Origin of the sequence: Palleronia caenipelagi (assembly GCF_007004065.1) — a bacterium.
In the GTDB taxonomy this organism is placed as follows: Bacteria; Pseudomonadota; Alphaproteobacteria; order Rhodobacterales; family Rhodobacteraceae; genus Palleronia; species Palleronia caenipelagi.
Map to the genome: position 1 here is coordinate 1 of NZ_VFSV01000009.1, position 14,482 is coordinate 14,482.

General features: G+C 62.9%; 13 protein-coding genes. 3 read left to right on the top strand and 10 right to left on the bottom strand.

From position 1 onward, the window contains the following. The coding region (locus tag FEV53_RS21860) for a phage integrase N-terminal SAM-like domain-containing protein (RefSeq protein WP_185962135.1) at positions 1-164 on the bottom strand (164 nt) is incomplete at its 3' end. 375 nt (positions 165-539) lie between these two features. Here FEV53_RS21860 and mfd point away from each other — a divergent pair. After that, the gene (gene mfd / locus FEV53_RS06985; protein ID WP_142834095.1) at positions 540-4,031 is read left to right on the top strand and encodes a transcription-repair coupling factor; all 3,492 of its coding nucleotides are present in this window, start codon (positions 540-542) and stop codon (positions 4,029-4,031) included. Here the strand turns inward: mfd and FEV53_RS06990 are convergent. The 5 genes from FEV53_RS06990 to FEV53_RS07005 form a co-directional block, all read right to left on the bottom strand. After that, positions 4,004-4,543: a methyltransferase family protein gene (locus FEV53_RS06990; protein WP_142834096.1), complete on the bottom strand. Its 540-nt coding sequence runs from the start codon at positions 4,541-4,543 to the stop codon at positions 4,004-4,006. The two genes, mfd and FEV53_RS06990, sit on opposite strands and share 28 nt — an antisense overlap. A 79-nt stretch (positions 4,544-4,622) precedes the next feature. Continuing rightward, a complete protein-coding gene (locus FEV53_RS06995) occupies positions 4,623-5,261 on the bottom strand; it encodes a DsbA family oxidoreductase (protein WP_142834097.1) in 639 nt (212 codons plus the stop codon). Then, positions 5,261-6,742, bottom strand: a complete 1,482-nt coding sequence (locus tag FEV53_RS07000; RefSeq protein WP_142834098.1) for a class I adenylate-forming enzyme family protein — start codon at positions 6,740-6,742, stop codon at positions 5,261-5,263. Before FEV53_RS07000 ends, FEV53_RS06995 begins: the two co-directional genes overlap by 1 nt. Continuing rightward, positions 6,739-6,882 (bottom strand): hypothetical protein, encoded by a 144-nt coding sequence (locus tag FEV53_RS20825; RefSeq protein ID WP_185962136.1) that lies wholly within the window; start codon positions 6,880-6,882, stop codon positions 6,739-6,741. Before FEV53_RS20825 ends, FEV53_RS07000 begins: the two co-directional genes overlap by 4 nt. A gap of 164 nt (positions 6,883-7,046) precedes the next feature. Further along, the gene (locus FEV53_RS07005; RefSeq protein WP_142834099.1) at positions 7,047-8,876 is read right to left on the bottom strand and encodes an extracellular solute-binding protein; all 1,830 of its coding nucleotides are present in this window, start codon (positions 8,874-8,876) and stop codon (positions 7,047-7,049) included. A gap of 311 nt (positions 8,877-9,187) precedes the next feature. Between FEV53_RS07005 and FEV53_RS07010 the strand changes: the two genes are divergently transcribed. Then, on the top strand, positions 9,188-9,961 hold the full coding sequence (locus FEV53_RS07010; protein WP_142834100.1) for a 3-hydroxybutyrate dehydrogenase: 774 nt from the start codon (positions 9,188-9,190) through the stop codon (positions 9,959-9,961). 7 nt (positions 9,962-9,968) lie between these two features. Here the strand turns inward: FEV53_RS07010 and FEV53_RS07015 are convergent, their stop codons facing one another. Beyond that, positions 9,969-10,742, bottom strand: coding sequence for a DUF2189 domain-containing protein (locus tag FEV53_RS07015; protein ID WP_142834101.1), 774 nt, complete (start codon positions 10,740-10,742; stop codon positions 9,969-9,971). A 114-nt stretch (positions 10,743-10,856) separates the two neighbouring features. Between FEV53_RS07015 and FEV53_RS07020 the strand changes: the two genes are divergently transcribed. Further along, entirely contained in the window at positions 10,857-11,879 is a 1,023-nt protein-coding gene (locus FEV53_RS07020) for a patatin-like phospholipase family protein (protein WP_142834102.1), read from the top strand. A gap of 3 nt (positions 11,880-11,882) precedes the next feature. On the opposite strand, the gene FEV53_RS07025 is transcribed toward FEV53_RS07020, so the two are convergent. The 3 genes from FEV53_RS07025 to FEV53_RS07035 form a co-directional block, all read right to left on the bottom strand. After that, positions 11,883-12,596, bottom strand: coding sequence for a DUF502 domain-containing protein (locus FEV53_RS07025; RefSeq protein WP_142834103.1), 714 nt, complete (start codon positions 12,594-12,596; stop codon positions 11,883-11,885). Between the two features lie 80 nt (positions 12,597-12,676). Further along, positions 12,677-13,591, bottom strand: coding sequence for a pseudouridine-5'-phosphate glycosidase (locus FEV53_RS07030; protein WP_142834104.1), 915 nt, complete (start codon positions 13,589-13,591; stop codon positions 12,677-12,679). Continuing rightward, positions 13,591-14,475 (bottom strand): PfkB family carbohydrate kinase, encoded by an 885-nt coding sequence (locus tag FEV53_RS07035; protein ID WP_142834105.1) that lies wholly within the window; start codon positions 14,473-14,475, stop codon positions 13,591-13,593. The genes FEV53_RS07030 and FEV53_RS07035 overlap by 1 nt, the downstream gene beginning before the upstream one ends. Between the last annotated feature and the right edge of the window lie 7 nt (positions 14,476-14,482).

A 14,482-nucleotide genomic window follows, 5' to 3' on the forward strand; every position in this document is an offset into this window, starting at 1 on the left:
GCCCGAAGCTCCTCCGGTGTCGCGCTATCCGGTGAATGGCCCAGATACCGCGTGAACTCCCGCATCGCTCGCAGATACATCGTCTGCGTCTTCGGTTGCAGCCCTTTGATCTGCATGTCTTCGAGAAAGCGCTGGCGTAGTTTGGGAACATAATGATCTGACATCGAAACCTCCTGTCGTCAGATTGAGAAGGTCCCAATCGTCAGACAGGTGCGTCAGTTCGCAAAATCTACGTTGCTCACATCAGCGCACAACACCCGCCACAAGCGCCCATACCGCGCGAGCGGTTTCGTCCTCGTCCCGCTCAGCCGATTTTCGAAGCACAGAGAGTGCTGCGCTGCTCAACAGACGGCAAGTGGGATTGACGTCGGGCACCGCCGTTAGAGAAATTTGCCAATACCACCGGACCGGAGACCTCCGATTTCCGGAGGTCTCCGGTCCGGTCAGGCTCATAGCGTCATCCCAGACGTTGCAATTCAAGACAGATGCACTGCCTGTCGCGGTTGACAAGCTCCCCGGGACCGTTACCTCACGCCTCCATGACCACAGCCTCAAAAACACAGTCCGGACGTATGACCTATGGCGGTGCGCCAGAAGGGTTTGACGCCACATTGGTGATCCGCGAGGCGGAGAAATCCGGTCGCGTCCTCCACGTGGCCCGTGATGACAAACGTCTCGCGGCCATGCAGGCGGCACTGGCGTTCTTCGATCCGGGGCTGCCGGTTTTTACCTTCCCGGCCTGGGATTGCCTGCCCTATGACCGGGTCAGCCCCAACGCCGAGATTTCCGCCCGGCGCATGGCGACGCTGGCCGCGCTGACCCATGCGATGCCCAGCCGTTTTGTCCTGCTGACCACCATGACCGGTGCCACGCAAAAGATCCCGCCCCGCGAGGTCCTACGCGAGGCGGCCTTTACCGCACGGGTGGGTGATCGCATTGACGAGGAGGGCCTGCGCCGCTTCCTCGTCCGCATGGGCTTTGTCCAGACCCCCACGGTGATGGAGCCCGGCGATTACGCGGTGCGCGGTGGCATCATCGACGTCTGGCCCCCGGGGCACGAGGGCCCCGTCCGGCTCGATCTCTTTGGTGACGTGCTGGACGGCGCGCGGCGGTTTGATCCGGTCTCCCAGCGCACGGTGGAGAAACTGACCGAGATCGAGCTTGCCCCGGTCTCCGAAGTCATCCTCGACGAGGCCGCCATCACCCGGTTCCGCCAGAACTACCGCATCGAGTTCGGTGCGGCCGGCAGCGATGATCCCCTCTATGAGGCCGTCAGCGCAGGCAAAAAGCACGCCGGGGCGGAGCATTGGCTGGGCTTTTTCCACGACCAGCTGGAAACGCTTTTCGATTACCTGCGCGGCGCCACGGTAACGCTCGACGACCAGGTGGATGCCGCGCGCCTCTCGCGCTGGGAGACCATCGCGGATCAGTATGACAACCGCCGCGAGGCCATGCTGAAGAAGGGCCGCGTCGATTCGGTCTACAAACCCGCCCCGCCCGAGACGCTCTATCTTGATGATGCCGCCTGGGCGCAGGCCGTCTCCGCGCACCGCCTCGTGCAGTTCCACCCGCTGCCCCAAGCCACGGGTCCCGGCGTCGCCGATGCGGGTGCCCGGATCGGCCGCAATTTCGCGCCGGAGCGCCAGTCCGAGAGCGCATCCCTGTTTGGCGCGTTGGCGGAGCACATCACCGGCAAACGTTGCAGCGGTCAGGCGATCATCGCCTCTTATTCCGACGGCGCCCGCGAACGGCTTGGCGGTCTGCTGGAGGACGAGGAGATCGTCGGCGCCACCGAGATCAATACTTGGCGCGACGTCCCGGAGGGGCAGGGCGGCCTTTTCCTGACCGTCTGGTCCCTCGATCAGGGGTTCGAGGCGCCGGGGCTGACGGTGATTTCCGAACAGGACGTCCTCGGCGACCGGTTGGTACGCAAGGGGCCGAAAAAGCGCCGCGCCGAGAACTTCCTGACCGAGACCCAATCCCTGTCACCCGGCGATCTGGTGGTCCATGTGGATCACGGGATCGGCCGGTTTCAGGGGCTTGAGGTCGTGCAGGCGCTGGGTGCGGCCCATGAATGCGTGCTCCTGGAATATGCGGGCGGCGACCGGCTCTACCTGCCGGTTGAGAATATCGAACTGCTGTCCCGCTACGGCCATGAAGAGGGTCTCCTCGACAAGCTCGGCGGGGGCGCGTGGCAGGCCAAGAAGGCCCGCCTGAAGCAACGCATCCGCGAGATCGCAGACCGCCTGATCCGCATCGCTGCCGAACGTCTGCTGCGCAAAGGTCCGGTGCTGATCCCGCCCGATCACGCGTGGGAGGAGTTCTCCGCCCGCTTTCCCTATGAAGAAACCGAGGACCAGCTTCGCGCCATCGAGGAGGTGCTGGCCGACCTCGAATCCGGCACGCCCATGGACCGGCTCGTCGTCGGCGATGTGGGCTTCGGCAAGACCGAGGTCGCAATGCGTGCGGCTTTCGTCGCGGCGATGTGCGGCGTTCAGGTCGCCGTCATCGCCCCCACCACGCTGCTCGCGCGGCAGCATTACAATTCCTTTGCCGAACGCTTCCGGGGCTTTCCCATCGAGGTGCGGCCCCTGTCGCGATTTGTCTCCGACAAAGAGGCAAAGATCACCCGCCAGAAGATCGCCGACGGCACCTGCGACATCGTCATCGGCACCCATGCGGTGCTGGCAAAGTCCATCAAGTTCAAGCAGCTGGGCCTCCTCGTCATCGACGAAGAACAGCATTTCGGCGTGAACCATAAGGAACGGCTGAAGCAGCTCCGCACCGATGTCCACGTCCTCACCCTGACCGCCACCCCGATCCCACGCACCTTGCAATTGTCGCTCACCGGCGTGCGGGATCTGTCGATCATCGGCACGCCCCCGGTCGACCGTCTGGCGATCCGCACTTACGTCTCAGAATTCGACACGGTCACAATCCGCGAAGCGCTCCTGCGCGAGCATTACCGGGGCGGGCAGAGCTTTATCGTCGTGCCGCGCATCTCCGACCTGCCGCAGCTTGAAGAGTTCCTGCGCGACGAGGTCCCCGAAGTGACCTACATCACCGCGACTGGGCAGATGGCCGCGGGTGAGCTCGATGACCGGATGAATGCTTTCTACGATGGCAAGTATGACGTGCTGCTGGCCACAACCATCGTCGAATCCGGCCTCGATATCCCTACCGCCAACACGATGGTTGTCTGGCGCGCGGACATGTTCGGTCTCGCACAGCTCTACCAGATCCGGGGGCGGGTGGGCCGCGCGAAAACCCGCGCCTATGCTTACCTGACCACCAAACCCCGCACCCCCCTCACGCCCACCGCCGAGAAACGGCTGCGTGTACTGGGCTCGCTCGACAGCCTCGGCGCGGGCTTTAACCTCGCGTCTCAGGACCTCGATATCCGGGGCGCGGGCAACCTCGTGGGCGAGGAGCAATCGGGGCAGATCAAAGAGGTGGGCTACGAACTCTACCAGTCGATGCTCGAAGAGACGATCGCCAAGCTCAAGGCGGGCGAGCTTGAAGGCATCGACGGCCTTATGGATGATGGCGAATGGTCGCCGCAGATCAATCTGGGCGTGCCGGTGCTGATCCCCGAGGATTACGTGCCCGATCTCGATGTGCGGCTCGGCCTCTACCGCCGGCTGTCGAACCTTTCGACAAAGGTCGAGCTGGAGGGCTTCGCCGCCGAGCTCATCGACCGGTTCGGCAAGCTGCCCCGCGAGGTGAACACGCTGCTGCTCGTCGTTCGAATCAAGGCCGAATGCAAAAAGGCAGGTATCGCCAGGCTCGACGCGGGCCCCAAAGGCGTGACGATCCAGTTCCACAACGACAAATTCGCGTCACCCGCGGGGCTGGTCCAGTTCATCGAGGCGCAGAACGGCCTTGCCAAAGTGCGGGACAACAAGATCGTCATCCGCCGCGACTGGAAAAAAGACAGCGATAAGATCAAGGGCAGCTTTGCCATCGCCCAGGATCTGGCCCGCTTCGCCCGGGAGGCGCAGGCTCAGAAGAAAGGCATCGCGGCCCGATAATCGGCGTGGCGGTCGCCGAACCGCCGCGCCAGCGCCCGGTCCTCGACCACGCTCGCATAGACCAGCGCCGCCGCGCCGCATAAGGCCGCGACCAGTCCTGGCGGGGTCCCAAACAGGATCCCGAGTCCTACCAGCGACAGAATCTGCCCCGCATATTGGGGATGCCGTCGCCTTGCGTAGGCGCCTTTGGTCACCAGCCCCACATCCCAGCCGCTGGTGCCCTTCAGTCCCAAATCGGTGATGCCGCGCCCCTGCACCCAGAGCGAGGCCAGCGTCAGCGCTGCGCCCCCGACCCCCCAGCGCAGCCAGCCGGGCCAGTCGAGGCTGTTCCAGCTCTCGCCCGCACCGTTGATCAGTCCCACATAGATTGCCGTCGTTAATGCCCACGCCCAGATCGCCGTCAGCCAGTTGCCCCGCTCCGGTGGCCAGACCTGCCAGCCCCCGCGATCCGAGACCGAAAGCACGATGCCCCAGACCGCCGACGCCCCTACTGACAAAGCGATCCAGATCATCGCACTCCCACTCCGTCCTCTTTGTGTCTGAAAATACCCCGGGGGAGCCGCGCGTCAGCGCGGTGGGGGCGGCGCCCCCTCAGCCCTCGCGCGCCTGCGCCTCCAGATCGTCCAGCACCCGCCGCCACAACTCCACCGGCTGCGCGCCGACCACTGCATGATGGTTTCCGACAATAAAGGTTGGCACGCCTGTTACGCCCCGCTGCCGCGCATGGGCGTCGCGTTCTGTGATCAACTCCAGATCCTGATCCCCGGCCAGCAAGCGCGCGACGACCTCCTGATCCATCCCCGCCCTGTTTGCGACCTCCGCCAGAACGTCCGCCCGGCCGATATCCTCGCCGCGATGGAAATACGCGTCGAACATCGCCACAACAGCCGCGTCCTGCACGCCTTCGAGCCCGGCCCAGTGGATCATCCGGTGAGCATCAAGCGTGTTCGGCGTGCGGGTGATCTTGTCCCAGGCGATCTCCAGTCCTGCGGCCTCTGCGGCCTCGAAGACCGGCGTGTAGGCCTTCACCACGCCATCGCGCCCGCCAAATTTCGCTTCGAGATATTGCTGCCGGTCGATCCCCTCACGCGGCATGTCGTAATTCAGCTGAAACGGGTGCCATTCGATGTCGAAGGGATTACCGTCCCGCTCTGCCAGCGCCCGGTCGAGATGGGTCTTGCCGATATAGCACCAAGGGCAGATCGGGTCGGACAGGATATCGAGCTTCATCACATCTCCTTACGCAGGGCAGCACGGCGGATCTTTCCATTGGCATTGACAGGCAAGTCAGCGTGCCAGTCGATCTGCCGGGGGCACTTATACCCCGCCAGGCGCAGCTGGCACAGATCCCCGATAGCGGCTTCCAGCCCCGGCTGACCCGCATAGGCCAGCGCCACCACGGTCACGCCGGGCCGCACCTCGCGGCCATAGGCGGCGGCGGCTTCGACACCCTCAATGCCGAGTGCCACAGCTTCGATCTCCAGCGGTGACAAGCGGTAGCCTCCGGCGGTGATCACGTCGTCGCTGCGCCCGTGATAGGTGACCCAGCCGTCGTCATCCATGGCGCCCGTATCTCCGGTCAGCCGCCAATTTCCGCGGATCATGTCGTCCTCCCGGCAGAGATAGCGCAACATCAGCCCCGGATCATTACGGTGCACGGCGATAGCCCCATGGGTGCCGGGCGGCACGGGAGCCCCGTCCGGTCCAAGTATCGCCACACGCCGCCCGGTCTGCGGGCGCCCGAGACACCCCTCTGGAGCGGAATGTCCGGGCCCTGACGACAGAAACGTGGAACATTCACTCTGCCCATAGGCCTCGAAGATCTCCGTCCCTGTTCGTGCGCGCCACTCCTCCCGGATCGCCTCGGGTAGCTTTTCCCCGGCGGAGAGCGCGTGCCGCAGATGCGGCAGCGGCGGAAGGTCGCCCTTCAACATCCGTCGGAACACGCCGGGAACGGCCGCGAAGATGGTCACCTCGTGGTGAGCCAGCAGGTCTGGCAGGGCGTCGGGGCTGGTGCCGGGGGGCGGGACGATGGCGGTGGCGCCGAGACTCCAAGGATCGCAGAGGCCGACGCCGAAGGTATAGGTCCAGTTCATCGCACCCGCGTGCAGCACCCGATCGGCAGGTGTGAGCCCGATCCAGTCGCGGATCCCCATCCCCCGCGCCCAGACGGCGCGGTGGGCGTGAAGGACGGCGCGCGGCAGGGCTTCGCTGCCGGAGGTGAACACCACATAGCCCGGACGGTTTGGGTCTCCCATGTGCCAGCCCGCAGTCGGCAGGTCGCGCCATTCCCTGAGGGTCTCGACCGGAATGACCGGCAGTTCAGTCAGATCCGGAGCGGCGATCTCCGGGTCCTGTACCACAAAGCGTGGCGTGACCAGCCCGGCCATGGGCGTGATCTCAGATCTCGTGAGGGCGGCCGAGGTGGCGACTGGCACGAGACCGGCGGCCTGCGCCCCCAGAAAGGCCAGCGGAAAGTCCACCGAATTGCCAAGCCGCAGAAGCACCCGGTCTCCCGGAACTGCGCCTGCGTTCAGAAAGCCGCGCGCAACCCCCAATGCCGCTCGGGTCAGGTCGTGACGGCGCCAGACTTCCCCGCCGGACACCAGCGCAACAGCGCCGCTGTCAGCGCCGTCCGGCGCCAGAACGTGGCGGGCCATGTTGAACGGGGAAGGAGCATCGGGCCAAAGCGCAGGCGCCGGATCCGTCATGGTGCTGTCGAACTCCTCCCGGGGCGGTTGAGACCGATCAGCCAGTCGTCGAGCGCCTCTTCGGCCTCGCATTGGGACAAATGATGGCTCTCGGCGAGATAGGAGGCCACTTGACCGCGATCACCACCTGTAGCGATCATGCGGCTCTTTTCTGCATGTGGGAACGCTCTCAGGAGAGACGCCGATAATGTCGGCCAGCTGGAGCTCACGTCGTTCCACTTCATCGATACCTCCGGTTTTTTCTTTTCACCGTAGAGGATTGGCGCGCAATTGCCAGAAGCTTTGCGCACCATTTTGGATAAGTTTATTCTTCGTACCACCAAACGTCAGGCTGGAAGCCATTCCAGTCGCCATACGCGGGCAGGGTCTCCGGATAATGGAGGTTTTTGCTGTAGGCGAGGTAGGAGACCGGGTTGTACCAGATCGGCACCACATAGCGCCCGGCGGTCAGGACACGGTCCAGCGCCTTCACGGTCGAGACGAAATCTTCGCTGCTTGTGGAGTCGACCAAGGCGGTCGTCAGCGCATCGATGGCTTCGGATTTCACGCCCATCCAGTTGCGCGAGCCTTCCTGATCAGCGGCCAGTGATCCCCAGTAGAGCTTTTGCTCATTGCCCGGAGACAGTGACACCGTGCGCCAGTACCACGTCACGTCGAAGTCGAACACATTGGTCCGCTCGGTGAACTGAGCCGAATCGATCTGAGTGACCCTCGCCTCGACTCCCAGACGCTCCAGCGCAGCCACATAGAGATCCGTGACCTGCTGGGTCTCAGCAGCCCCCGGGGCGCTGTTGCTGAGGAGGATCTCGAACACAAACGGTTCGCCCGCCTCGTTCTTCAGCTTGCCGTCATCGGCAACCGTCCAGCCGGCCTGTTCCAAAAGGTCCAGCGCGGCAGCGGTGCCTTTGCGGTTGCGCTCCGAGCCGTCGCTGACGGGCAGGGAATAGCCCTCAATGGTGCCGGGCAGGAGCGAGTCGCGATAGGGCTCCAGCAGTTCGGCCACGCGACCCTCAGCGGGGCCGTGCTCCATTCCGAGCACAGAATTTGAGAAATAGGAGGTGATCCGTGGCTGGCCACTGGCGTTCAGGAGCTGGTTGATGAATTCGAAATTGAACGCCTGGATCATCGCCTCGCGTACGCGCCAGTCGTCGAACGGCTCTCTGCGGGTGTTCATGACAAAGCCCTGAATCCCGGAGGGCCGCTCATGGGGGATTTCCGCCTTGACCACATCGCCGGACTGAACCGCCGGGAAATCGTACTGGGACTGCCACTTCTCGGCATTAAACTCGCGCGCGGTGGTCAGCTCTCCGGCCTTGAAGGCTTCGAACATCACGTTCGAGTCGCCGTAGAACTCCATGCGGATCTCGTCGAGATTGGCCTGTCCCTTCATGAAAGGAACGACGTCGTAGCCCCAGTAATCCGGATTGCGCTTCAGCGAGACGTAGCGGCCTGGCTGGTAATCCGCGACCACGTATGGGGCGCTGGAAATCGGGAGTTCCTCCAACGAACTGTCGGCGAAATCCTTGCCTTCCCACTGGGCTTTTTTCAGAATCGGCCGCATCCCCATGATCAGCGCCATCTCGCGGTCATCGGTGTTGAACGTGATCCGTACGGTGCGCTCGCCCACGGCTTCGATCTTTTCGACCTTTGACCAGCTGCCGCGATAGCGCGGGTGGCCGACGGTGCCGAGGGTCTCATAAGACCAGATGACATCCTCGACGGTGACGGGCGTGCCGTCCGAGAACTTCGCTGCGGGATGGAGCGTGTATTCAACCCAGGACCGGTCCTCGGCGGTTTCCACGCTTTCGGCCAGCCGGCCATAGAGCGTGAAAGGCTCGTCCAATGACCGCCCCATGAGCGATTCGTAGGCCACGAATCGCAGCATCCACGGCGCGTTGCCTTTCAGGATATGCGGGTTCAGCGAATCGAAGCTTCCGACCTCGCCCTGAACGATTCGCCCTCCCTTGGGCGCATCCGGGTTGGCGTAGGGAACATGGGTGAAATCGGCAGGCAGTGCGGGCTCGCCGAACATGGCGATCCCGTGTTGCGGTTCTGCCATGGCGGTCAACGCCGTGACGCTGGTCGCCAGAATGGCTAACGCTGCCCCACGAAAGCGTCTGCGAGAAAAGGTCATATTGCACTGCTCCTGCCGTTTTTGTTTGCCCCAGCCTAGGAGGGGTTTTGCGTGATTTCAAACTTTTACGTTTGCTTCTTCGCGTATCGAGTCTATATATGAAGCACTGCTCGATAGGTTTCTTGCCTGTATGAAACCTGCCTCAATGACTTAACGCCCGCCTTGCGCGGGCGTTTTTTTATGGCGCATCAGAGCTTTGGCTGACGTGTGGCCTTCTTTTCGAGGGCCTGCACCCGCCCAGATACGGTTCTCTTTGCATGTGCAGAAACCTCACGCCATGGTGCAGCAAGGCGTAACGAAGGAGATGTGCCATGGATCTGAAGGGCAAAACCGCTGTCGTGACCGGCTCGAATTCGGGAATCGGTTTGGGAGTTGTGCGGGAACTGGCGAAGGCAGGGGCCAATGTGGTTCTCAATTCCTTTACCGACCGGGACGAAGATCACCAGCTGGCCGACGGGATCGCATCCGAGTTCGGTGTGACCGCGCGATATATCAAAGCCGACCTGTCCAAGGGCGACGAAGCCCGCGCGCTGATCGAGAAGGCGGGGCGCTGCGACATTCTGATGAACAATGCGGGCATCCAGCACGTCTCGGCGATCGAGGATTTTCCGACCGAGAAATGGGACGCGATTCTGGCGATCATGCTGACCTCTGCCTTTCATACCGCCGCGGTTGCGGTGCCGATGATGCGTGAAAATGGCTGGGGCCGGATCATCAATCTTGCCTCGGCCCATGGTCTGCGTGCCTCACCCTACAAATCTGCTTACGTGGCCGCCAAGCACGGGGTGGTGGGCCTGACCAAAGTCATCGCGCTGGAGACCGCCGAGGATCCGATTACCGCCAATGCCATCTGCCCCGGCTACGTGATGACGCCGCTTGTCGAGAACCAGATCCCGGACACTATGGAGAAATACGGCATGGACCGGGAGACGGCGATCAAGCAGGTGATTCTCGAACGGCAGCCTTCTAAGGATTTTGCCACTGTGGAACAGCTGGGCGGGGTGGCGACGTTCCTGTGCTCGGATGCGGCGGCCCAGATCACCGGCACCACGATCAGCGTGGACGGAGGCTGGACCGCGCGCTGAGGCGGAGTCAGAGGATGGCGCGCCGGTAGAGGTGCCAACTGGCATGGCCCAGTACCGGCAGCGCCACCACCAGCCCAAGGAGCAGAGGCAGGCTTGCCAGCAGGTTGATCACCGAGATGGTGAGCGCCCAGATCATCATCACGACGAAATTGTCTTTGACGAAGGACACGCTGGCGATCATGGCGGTCACCACATCCACGTCGCGATCCACCAGCAGGGGCAAGGTAATCACCATAAGGGTGAACAGGACAAAGGCCAGAATCGCCCCGAGGATCATCTCGACGATCAGCAGGCGAAGGCCCACACCGGTCGTGTAAGTGGCGAGGTTCTCCGCCGACCCCATCAGCACCGAAGGTCCCAACACCAGCGCAAAGATCATATGGGCGAGGAACGACCAGAACAGGAAGAACATCCCGATCACCAACGCCGCCCAGGGCAATTGTCCCCGGCGTTCTGACCAGATCACGCCGAAGATTTCCTTGCGGTCGAGCGGCAGGCCATCATCGAGCCGCCTGCTGACCTCGTAACAGCCCAGCGCGATGAAGGGGGCGACCAGCGGAAAGCCGAGCACCATGGTGAGGGTCCAGATGAACAGCCCCGCCCCGACAGCCAGGAGGAGCCAGCCGCCGAGAACCGTCAGCCCGCCAAAGACCAGACCATAGAATGGCGCCGAGCGGAAATCCTGCCAGCCATCGGCGAGCGCGGCTTTGAGGTCGCTGATCTCGATCTTTCGAAAAGACGGGCGCAGGGCGGTCCGCTGCGGGACATCCTGATCGGTCATGGGCTCCTCCTGTTCCTCTGTCTCAACACTTTATCCGGAAACTTCGTTCAGACTAGACGCCAGATGCAGGTCAGGTGATTGAAAGACCGACGCAAGACGAGAAAGGGGCTACCGATGGCAAAGCCAAAGCGAATTAACATCGCCTTGCAGGGGGGCGGCGCCCATGGGGCCTTTACCTGGGGCGTTCTGGACCGGCTGCTCGATTGCGACGAAATCGAGATCGCGGGAATTTCGGGTACCTCTGCCGGTGCACTAAACGGGGCGGCGCTGAAGGCCGGGCTGGTGGCCGGTGGGCGAGAGGCCGCACGGGACAACCTGCGCTGGCTCTGGTCCGAGGTGGTCGGTCTGCGGGATCTGAAAATCGCGCGCTGGATTTCGCCTTTTGCGCCCGAGACTGAGGTAATTTCCCGCGCGATCCAGTATTCTCCGGCTTACGCGTTTTCTGACTATGTCAGCCGTGTGACCTCGCCCTATTCCTTTGGTCCATTTTATCGCAACCCATTGGAACGGCTGGTGGAAAAGTTTCATTACGACGAGGTCTGCGGGGCGGAGGGGCCGGAGTTCTACGTAGGCGCGACCAATGTTCGTTCCGGCAAGATCCGGATCTTCACCGGTGCGGAAATCACGCCCGACGCGCTCATGGCCTCGGCCTGTTTGCCGTCGCTGTTCAAGGCGGTGGAGATCGACGGGGAAGCCTATTGGGACGGCGGCTATACGGGCAATCCGGCGCTGTTCCCACTGTTCGAGCCGCATCTCCCTGCGGATATTGTGATCGTGAATATCAACCCACTCTACAGGGCAGATCTGCCAATCACGCCTCAGGAGATTCAAAACCGAATCAATGAGATAAGCTTCAATTCTTCTCTGTTACGTGAGCTTCGGGCGATCCGTTTTGTCCAGCGTCTGATCGAGGAAAACAAGGTCCAGCCCGAAGCCATGTCCTACGTGCTGGTGCACATGATCGCCGATGACGATCTGATGGGTGATCTCTCCGTCGCGACGAAGCTGACCCCCACGGCTATCGTCGTGGACCGACTGTTCGAGGCAGGGCGTCACGCGGGGCAACGGTTTCTCGACAGCCATCTTGGCGACATTGGTAAACGGTCCTCACTGGACCTCAAAGCCATGTATGATTGACGTCTATTGCGCGGCAATTGCGGGCTGGTCATCATTGGCGGGCTTGGTCGGATCCTTGGGATTCGGGTAAACCAGCCCTGCGGAAATCACCAGCTTTGCGGCCTCTTCCACGCTCATCTCCAGATTCAGCACCTCGGTGGCCGGGATGAACAGGAGAAAACCGCTGGTCGGGTTGGGCGTCGTGGGGACGAACACCGCGAGTTTGCGGTCAGCCGAAGGGATGAGGTCCGCCACTTCGCCCTTGGTCTCGGTGGAGATAAAGCCAATCGCCCAGATGCCCCGGCGCGGATACTCCACCAGCACCGCTTTGTCGAAGCTGGTTTCCGACTGGGCAAAGATTGTCTCGGCGATCTGTTTCACGCCCGAATAGACCGTCCGTACGATGGGTGTCCGACTGACGAGATGTTCTGCGGAGCGCAGGAAAAGGCGCCCGAAATACCCCTTGGCCACCCAGCCGATAAGGAAGGTGAAGACGAGGAAAAACAGCACCCCGATGCCGCGAAGATTGACGCCAAAATACTGATCCGGCTGAAACCGGTTGGGCACCAGCGGCAAAACCACACTGTCCACCCAGCCGATGACGGTCCAGACGATCCAGATCGTGACGCCAATTGGGATGATGACCACAAGGCCGGTCAGAAAATTCGACCGGATGCGCGCAAACAGCCCCGGTTTCTTGATCGGAGGCGCAATGTCGAGATTCGGATCGAGTTTCATGGGGGCCGCTTTCCTGTCTGGGCGATAGATAGCCACCCCTTGACCTTGCGACAACAGGTCACCTGCTGAGAAATCTGGGCTTAACGCTGTTTTGCCATCTCAATCGCGATCGCGGCGGCGAGGCGGGCATTGTTCAGCACCAGCGCAATATTGGCAGTGAGAGACCGGCCTTCGGTCAGCTCGAAGATCTTGCCGAGAAGAAATGGCGTCACGGCCTTGGCGGCGATGCCCTGCGCCTCGGCCTCCGACAGCGCCTGTTCGATCACGGGGGCGAGGTCCTCGGCGGGGATTTCATCAGTCTCTGGGATCGGGTTGGCGACGAGCTGGCCACCGGGCAGGCCCATCGCGCGGCGCATGAGGTGGGCCGAAGCGATCTCGGCGGCGCTGTCGAGGCGCAGCGGGGCAGGGTGTTCGGAGCGCCGTGACCAGAAGGCCGGAAGCACGTCCTGACCCACGGCAATGACCGGCACGCCGAGCGTTTCAAGCATTTCCCAGGTCTTCGGCAGGTCGAGGATTGCCTTGGCCCCGGCGGCCACCACGGTCACCGTTGTCTCGGCCAGTTCGCGCAGGTCGGCGGAGACGTCAAAGCTGTGCTCCGCCCCCCGATGGACGCCGCCGATGCCGCCCGTGGCAAAGACGTCGATCCCGGCGAGATGGGCGCCGATCATCGTGGCCGCCACGGTGGTCGCGCCCGTGCTCCCCTGTGCGATGCAAACCGGGAGATCGGCACGGCTCAGCTTTGCCACGTCCTGAGCGTGCGCCAGATGGGTCAGTTCCGCCTCTGTCAGTCCGATATGGAGCGTCCCGTTCAGCACGGCGATCGTGGCCGGGATGGCACCGGCGGCGCGGATCTCGGCCTCGACCGTTTGCGCCATCTCCAGATTCTGCGGCCATGGCATCCCATGGGTGATAATCGTGCTCTCCAGCGCCACGACCGGCTCACCGGCCTCCAGCGCGCGGGCAGCCTCAGGGGCATATGTCAGGGGCAGGGTCATCAGATCGCCTCGGCAGAGATGAATTTCGACGCGGCGGTCAGTCCGGCCACCAATGCGGCTTCTGGTCCTTCGCCGGTCATTTCCGCGTGCATATGGGCCGCCATGAAGCTGTCGCCAGCGCCCGTGACACGGCGCACGGTGACCTCGGGGGGCAGGGCGGTGTGGATTTTGCCATCGGCGGCCATGGCGGCCTCACGGGGGCCGTTGGTCACCACCACCCGGCGCACGCCCTGATCCGTCAGTGCCGTGGCGGCCTTGGCGGCGTCCTCGGTCGGCTGGCCGAGCAGCAGACCCGCCTCGATACAATTGAGGTAGATTGTTGCGCGGGGACTCGTCAGCAACGGACGCAGCCGCTGAACCTTGCCCGGCGATGCGGGCACCACCCGTAGATCAGCGGCGGAGAGCCACGGCCCGTCGGCGATATTGTTCAGGAGCTGCTCGGTGAGATTGCCGTCAAGCGCCGCGACCCCGTCAAACGGGCGCAACACGCTGCCAAGACGTCCATCGAGCAGTGGAGTGAGAATTTTGTCTCCCACGCTCTCCAGTGAATGCGCGTCGGCAATGGCGGCAACGAGCTGCCCGTGCCCTTCGATAGCCATGTAGCAGTCTGTGCGCAGATCGTCGGGCCGGTAAATATGGCGCGTGCCGATGCCACGTTGCCGTATGATGTTGATCAGCTCATCCCCTTCGGGATCCTTTCCAACGGCGGTCAGAAGCTCGATCTCCGAGTGATAGCGCGACACGCCCATGGCGATGTTCAGGGCCACACCGCCGGGATCCCGGACGATCCGCCCCGGGACGTCCGCGCCTTTGCCGAGATCTTCGTAGGTGCGGCCAATAATGTCCCACAGGACAGAGCCGATGCAGAGGAGAGGCTGAGTCATGCGACGG

What these genes read in the sequence shown, in the direction of transcription:
- mfd (WP_142834095.1), top strand. Translation starts at nt 540, where the DNA reads ATGACCACAGCCTCAAAAACACAGTCCGGACGTATGACCTATGGCGGT.
- FEV53_RS06990 (WP_142834096.1), bottom strand. Translation starts at nt 4,543, where the DNA reads ATGATCTGGATCGCTTTGTCAGTAGGGGCGTCGGCGGTCTGGGGCATC.
- FEV53_RS06995 (WP_142834097.1), bottom strand. Translation starts at nt 5,261, where the DNA reads ATGAAGCTCGATATCCTGTCCGACCCGATCTGCCCTTGGTGCTATATC.
- FEV53_RS07000 (WP_142834098.1), bottom strand. Translation starts at nt 6,742, where the DNA reads ATGACGGATCCGGCGCCTGCGCTTTGGCCCGATGCTCCTTCCCCGTTC.
- FEV53_RS20825 (WP_185962136.1), bottom strand. Translation starts at nt 6,882, where the DNA reads ATGATCGCTACAGGTGGTGATCGCGGTCAAGTGGCCTCCTATCTCGCC.
- FEV53_RS07005 (WP_142834099.1), bottom strand. Translation starts at nt 8,876, where the DNA reads ATGACCTTTTCTCGCAGACGCTTTCGTGGGGCAGCGTTAGCCATTCTG.
- FEV53_RS07010 (WP_142834100.1), top strand. Translation starts at nt 9,188, where the DNA reads ATGGATCTGAAGGGCAAAACCGCTGTCGTGACCGGCTCGAATTCGGGA.
- FEV53_RS07015 (WP_142834101.1), bottom strand. Translation starts at nt 10,742, where the DNA reads ATGACCGATCAGGATGTCCCGCAGCGGACCGCCCTGCGCCCGTCTTTT.
- FEV53_RS07020 (WP_142834102.1), top strand. Translation starts at nt 10,857, where the DNA reads ATGGCAAAGCCAAAGCGAATTAACATCGCCTTGCAGGGGGGCGGCGCC.
- FEV53_RS07025 (WP_142834103.1), bottom strand. Translation starts at nt 12,596, where the DNA reads ATGAAACTCGATCCGAATCTCGACATTGCGCCTCCGATCAAGAAACCG.
- FEV53_RS07030 (WP_142834104.1), bottom strand. Translation starts at nt 13,591, where the DNA reads ATGACCCTGCCCCTGACATATGCCCCTGAGGCTGCCCGCGCGCTGGAG.
- FEV53_RS07035 (WP_142834105.1), bottom strand. Translation starts at nt 14,475, where the DNA reads ATGACTCAGCCTCTCCTCTGCATCGGCTCTGTCCTGTGGGACATTATT.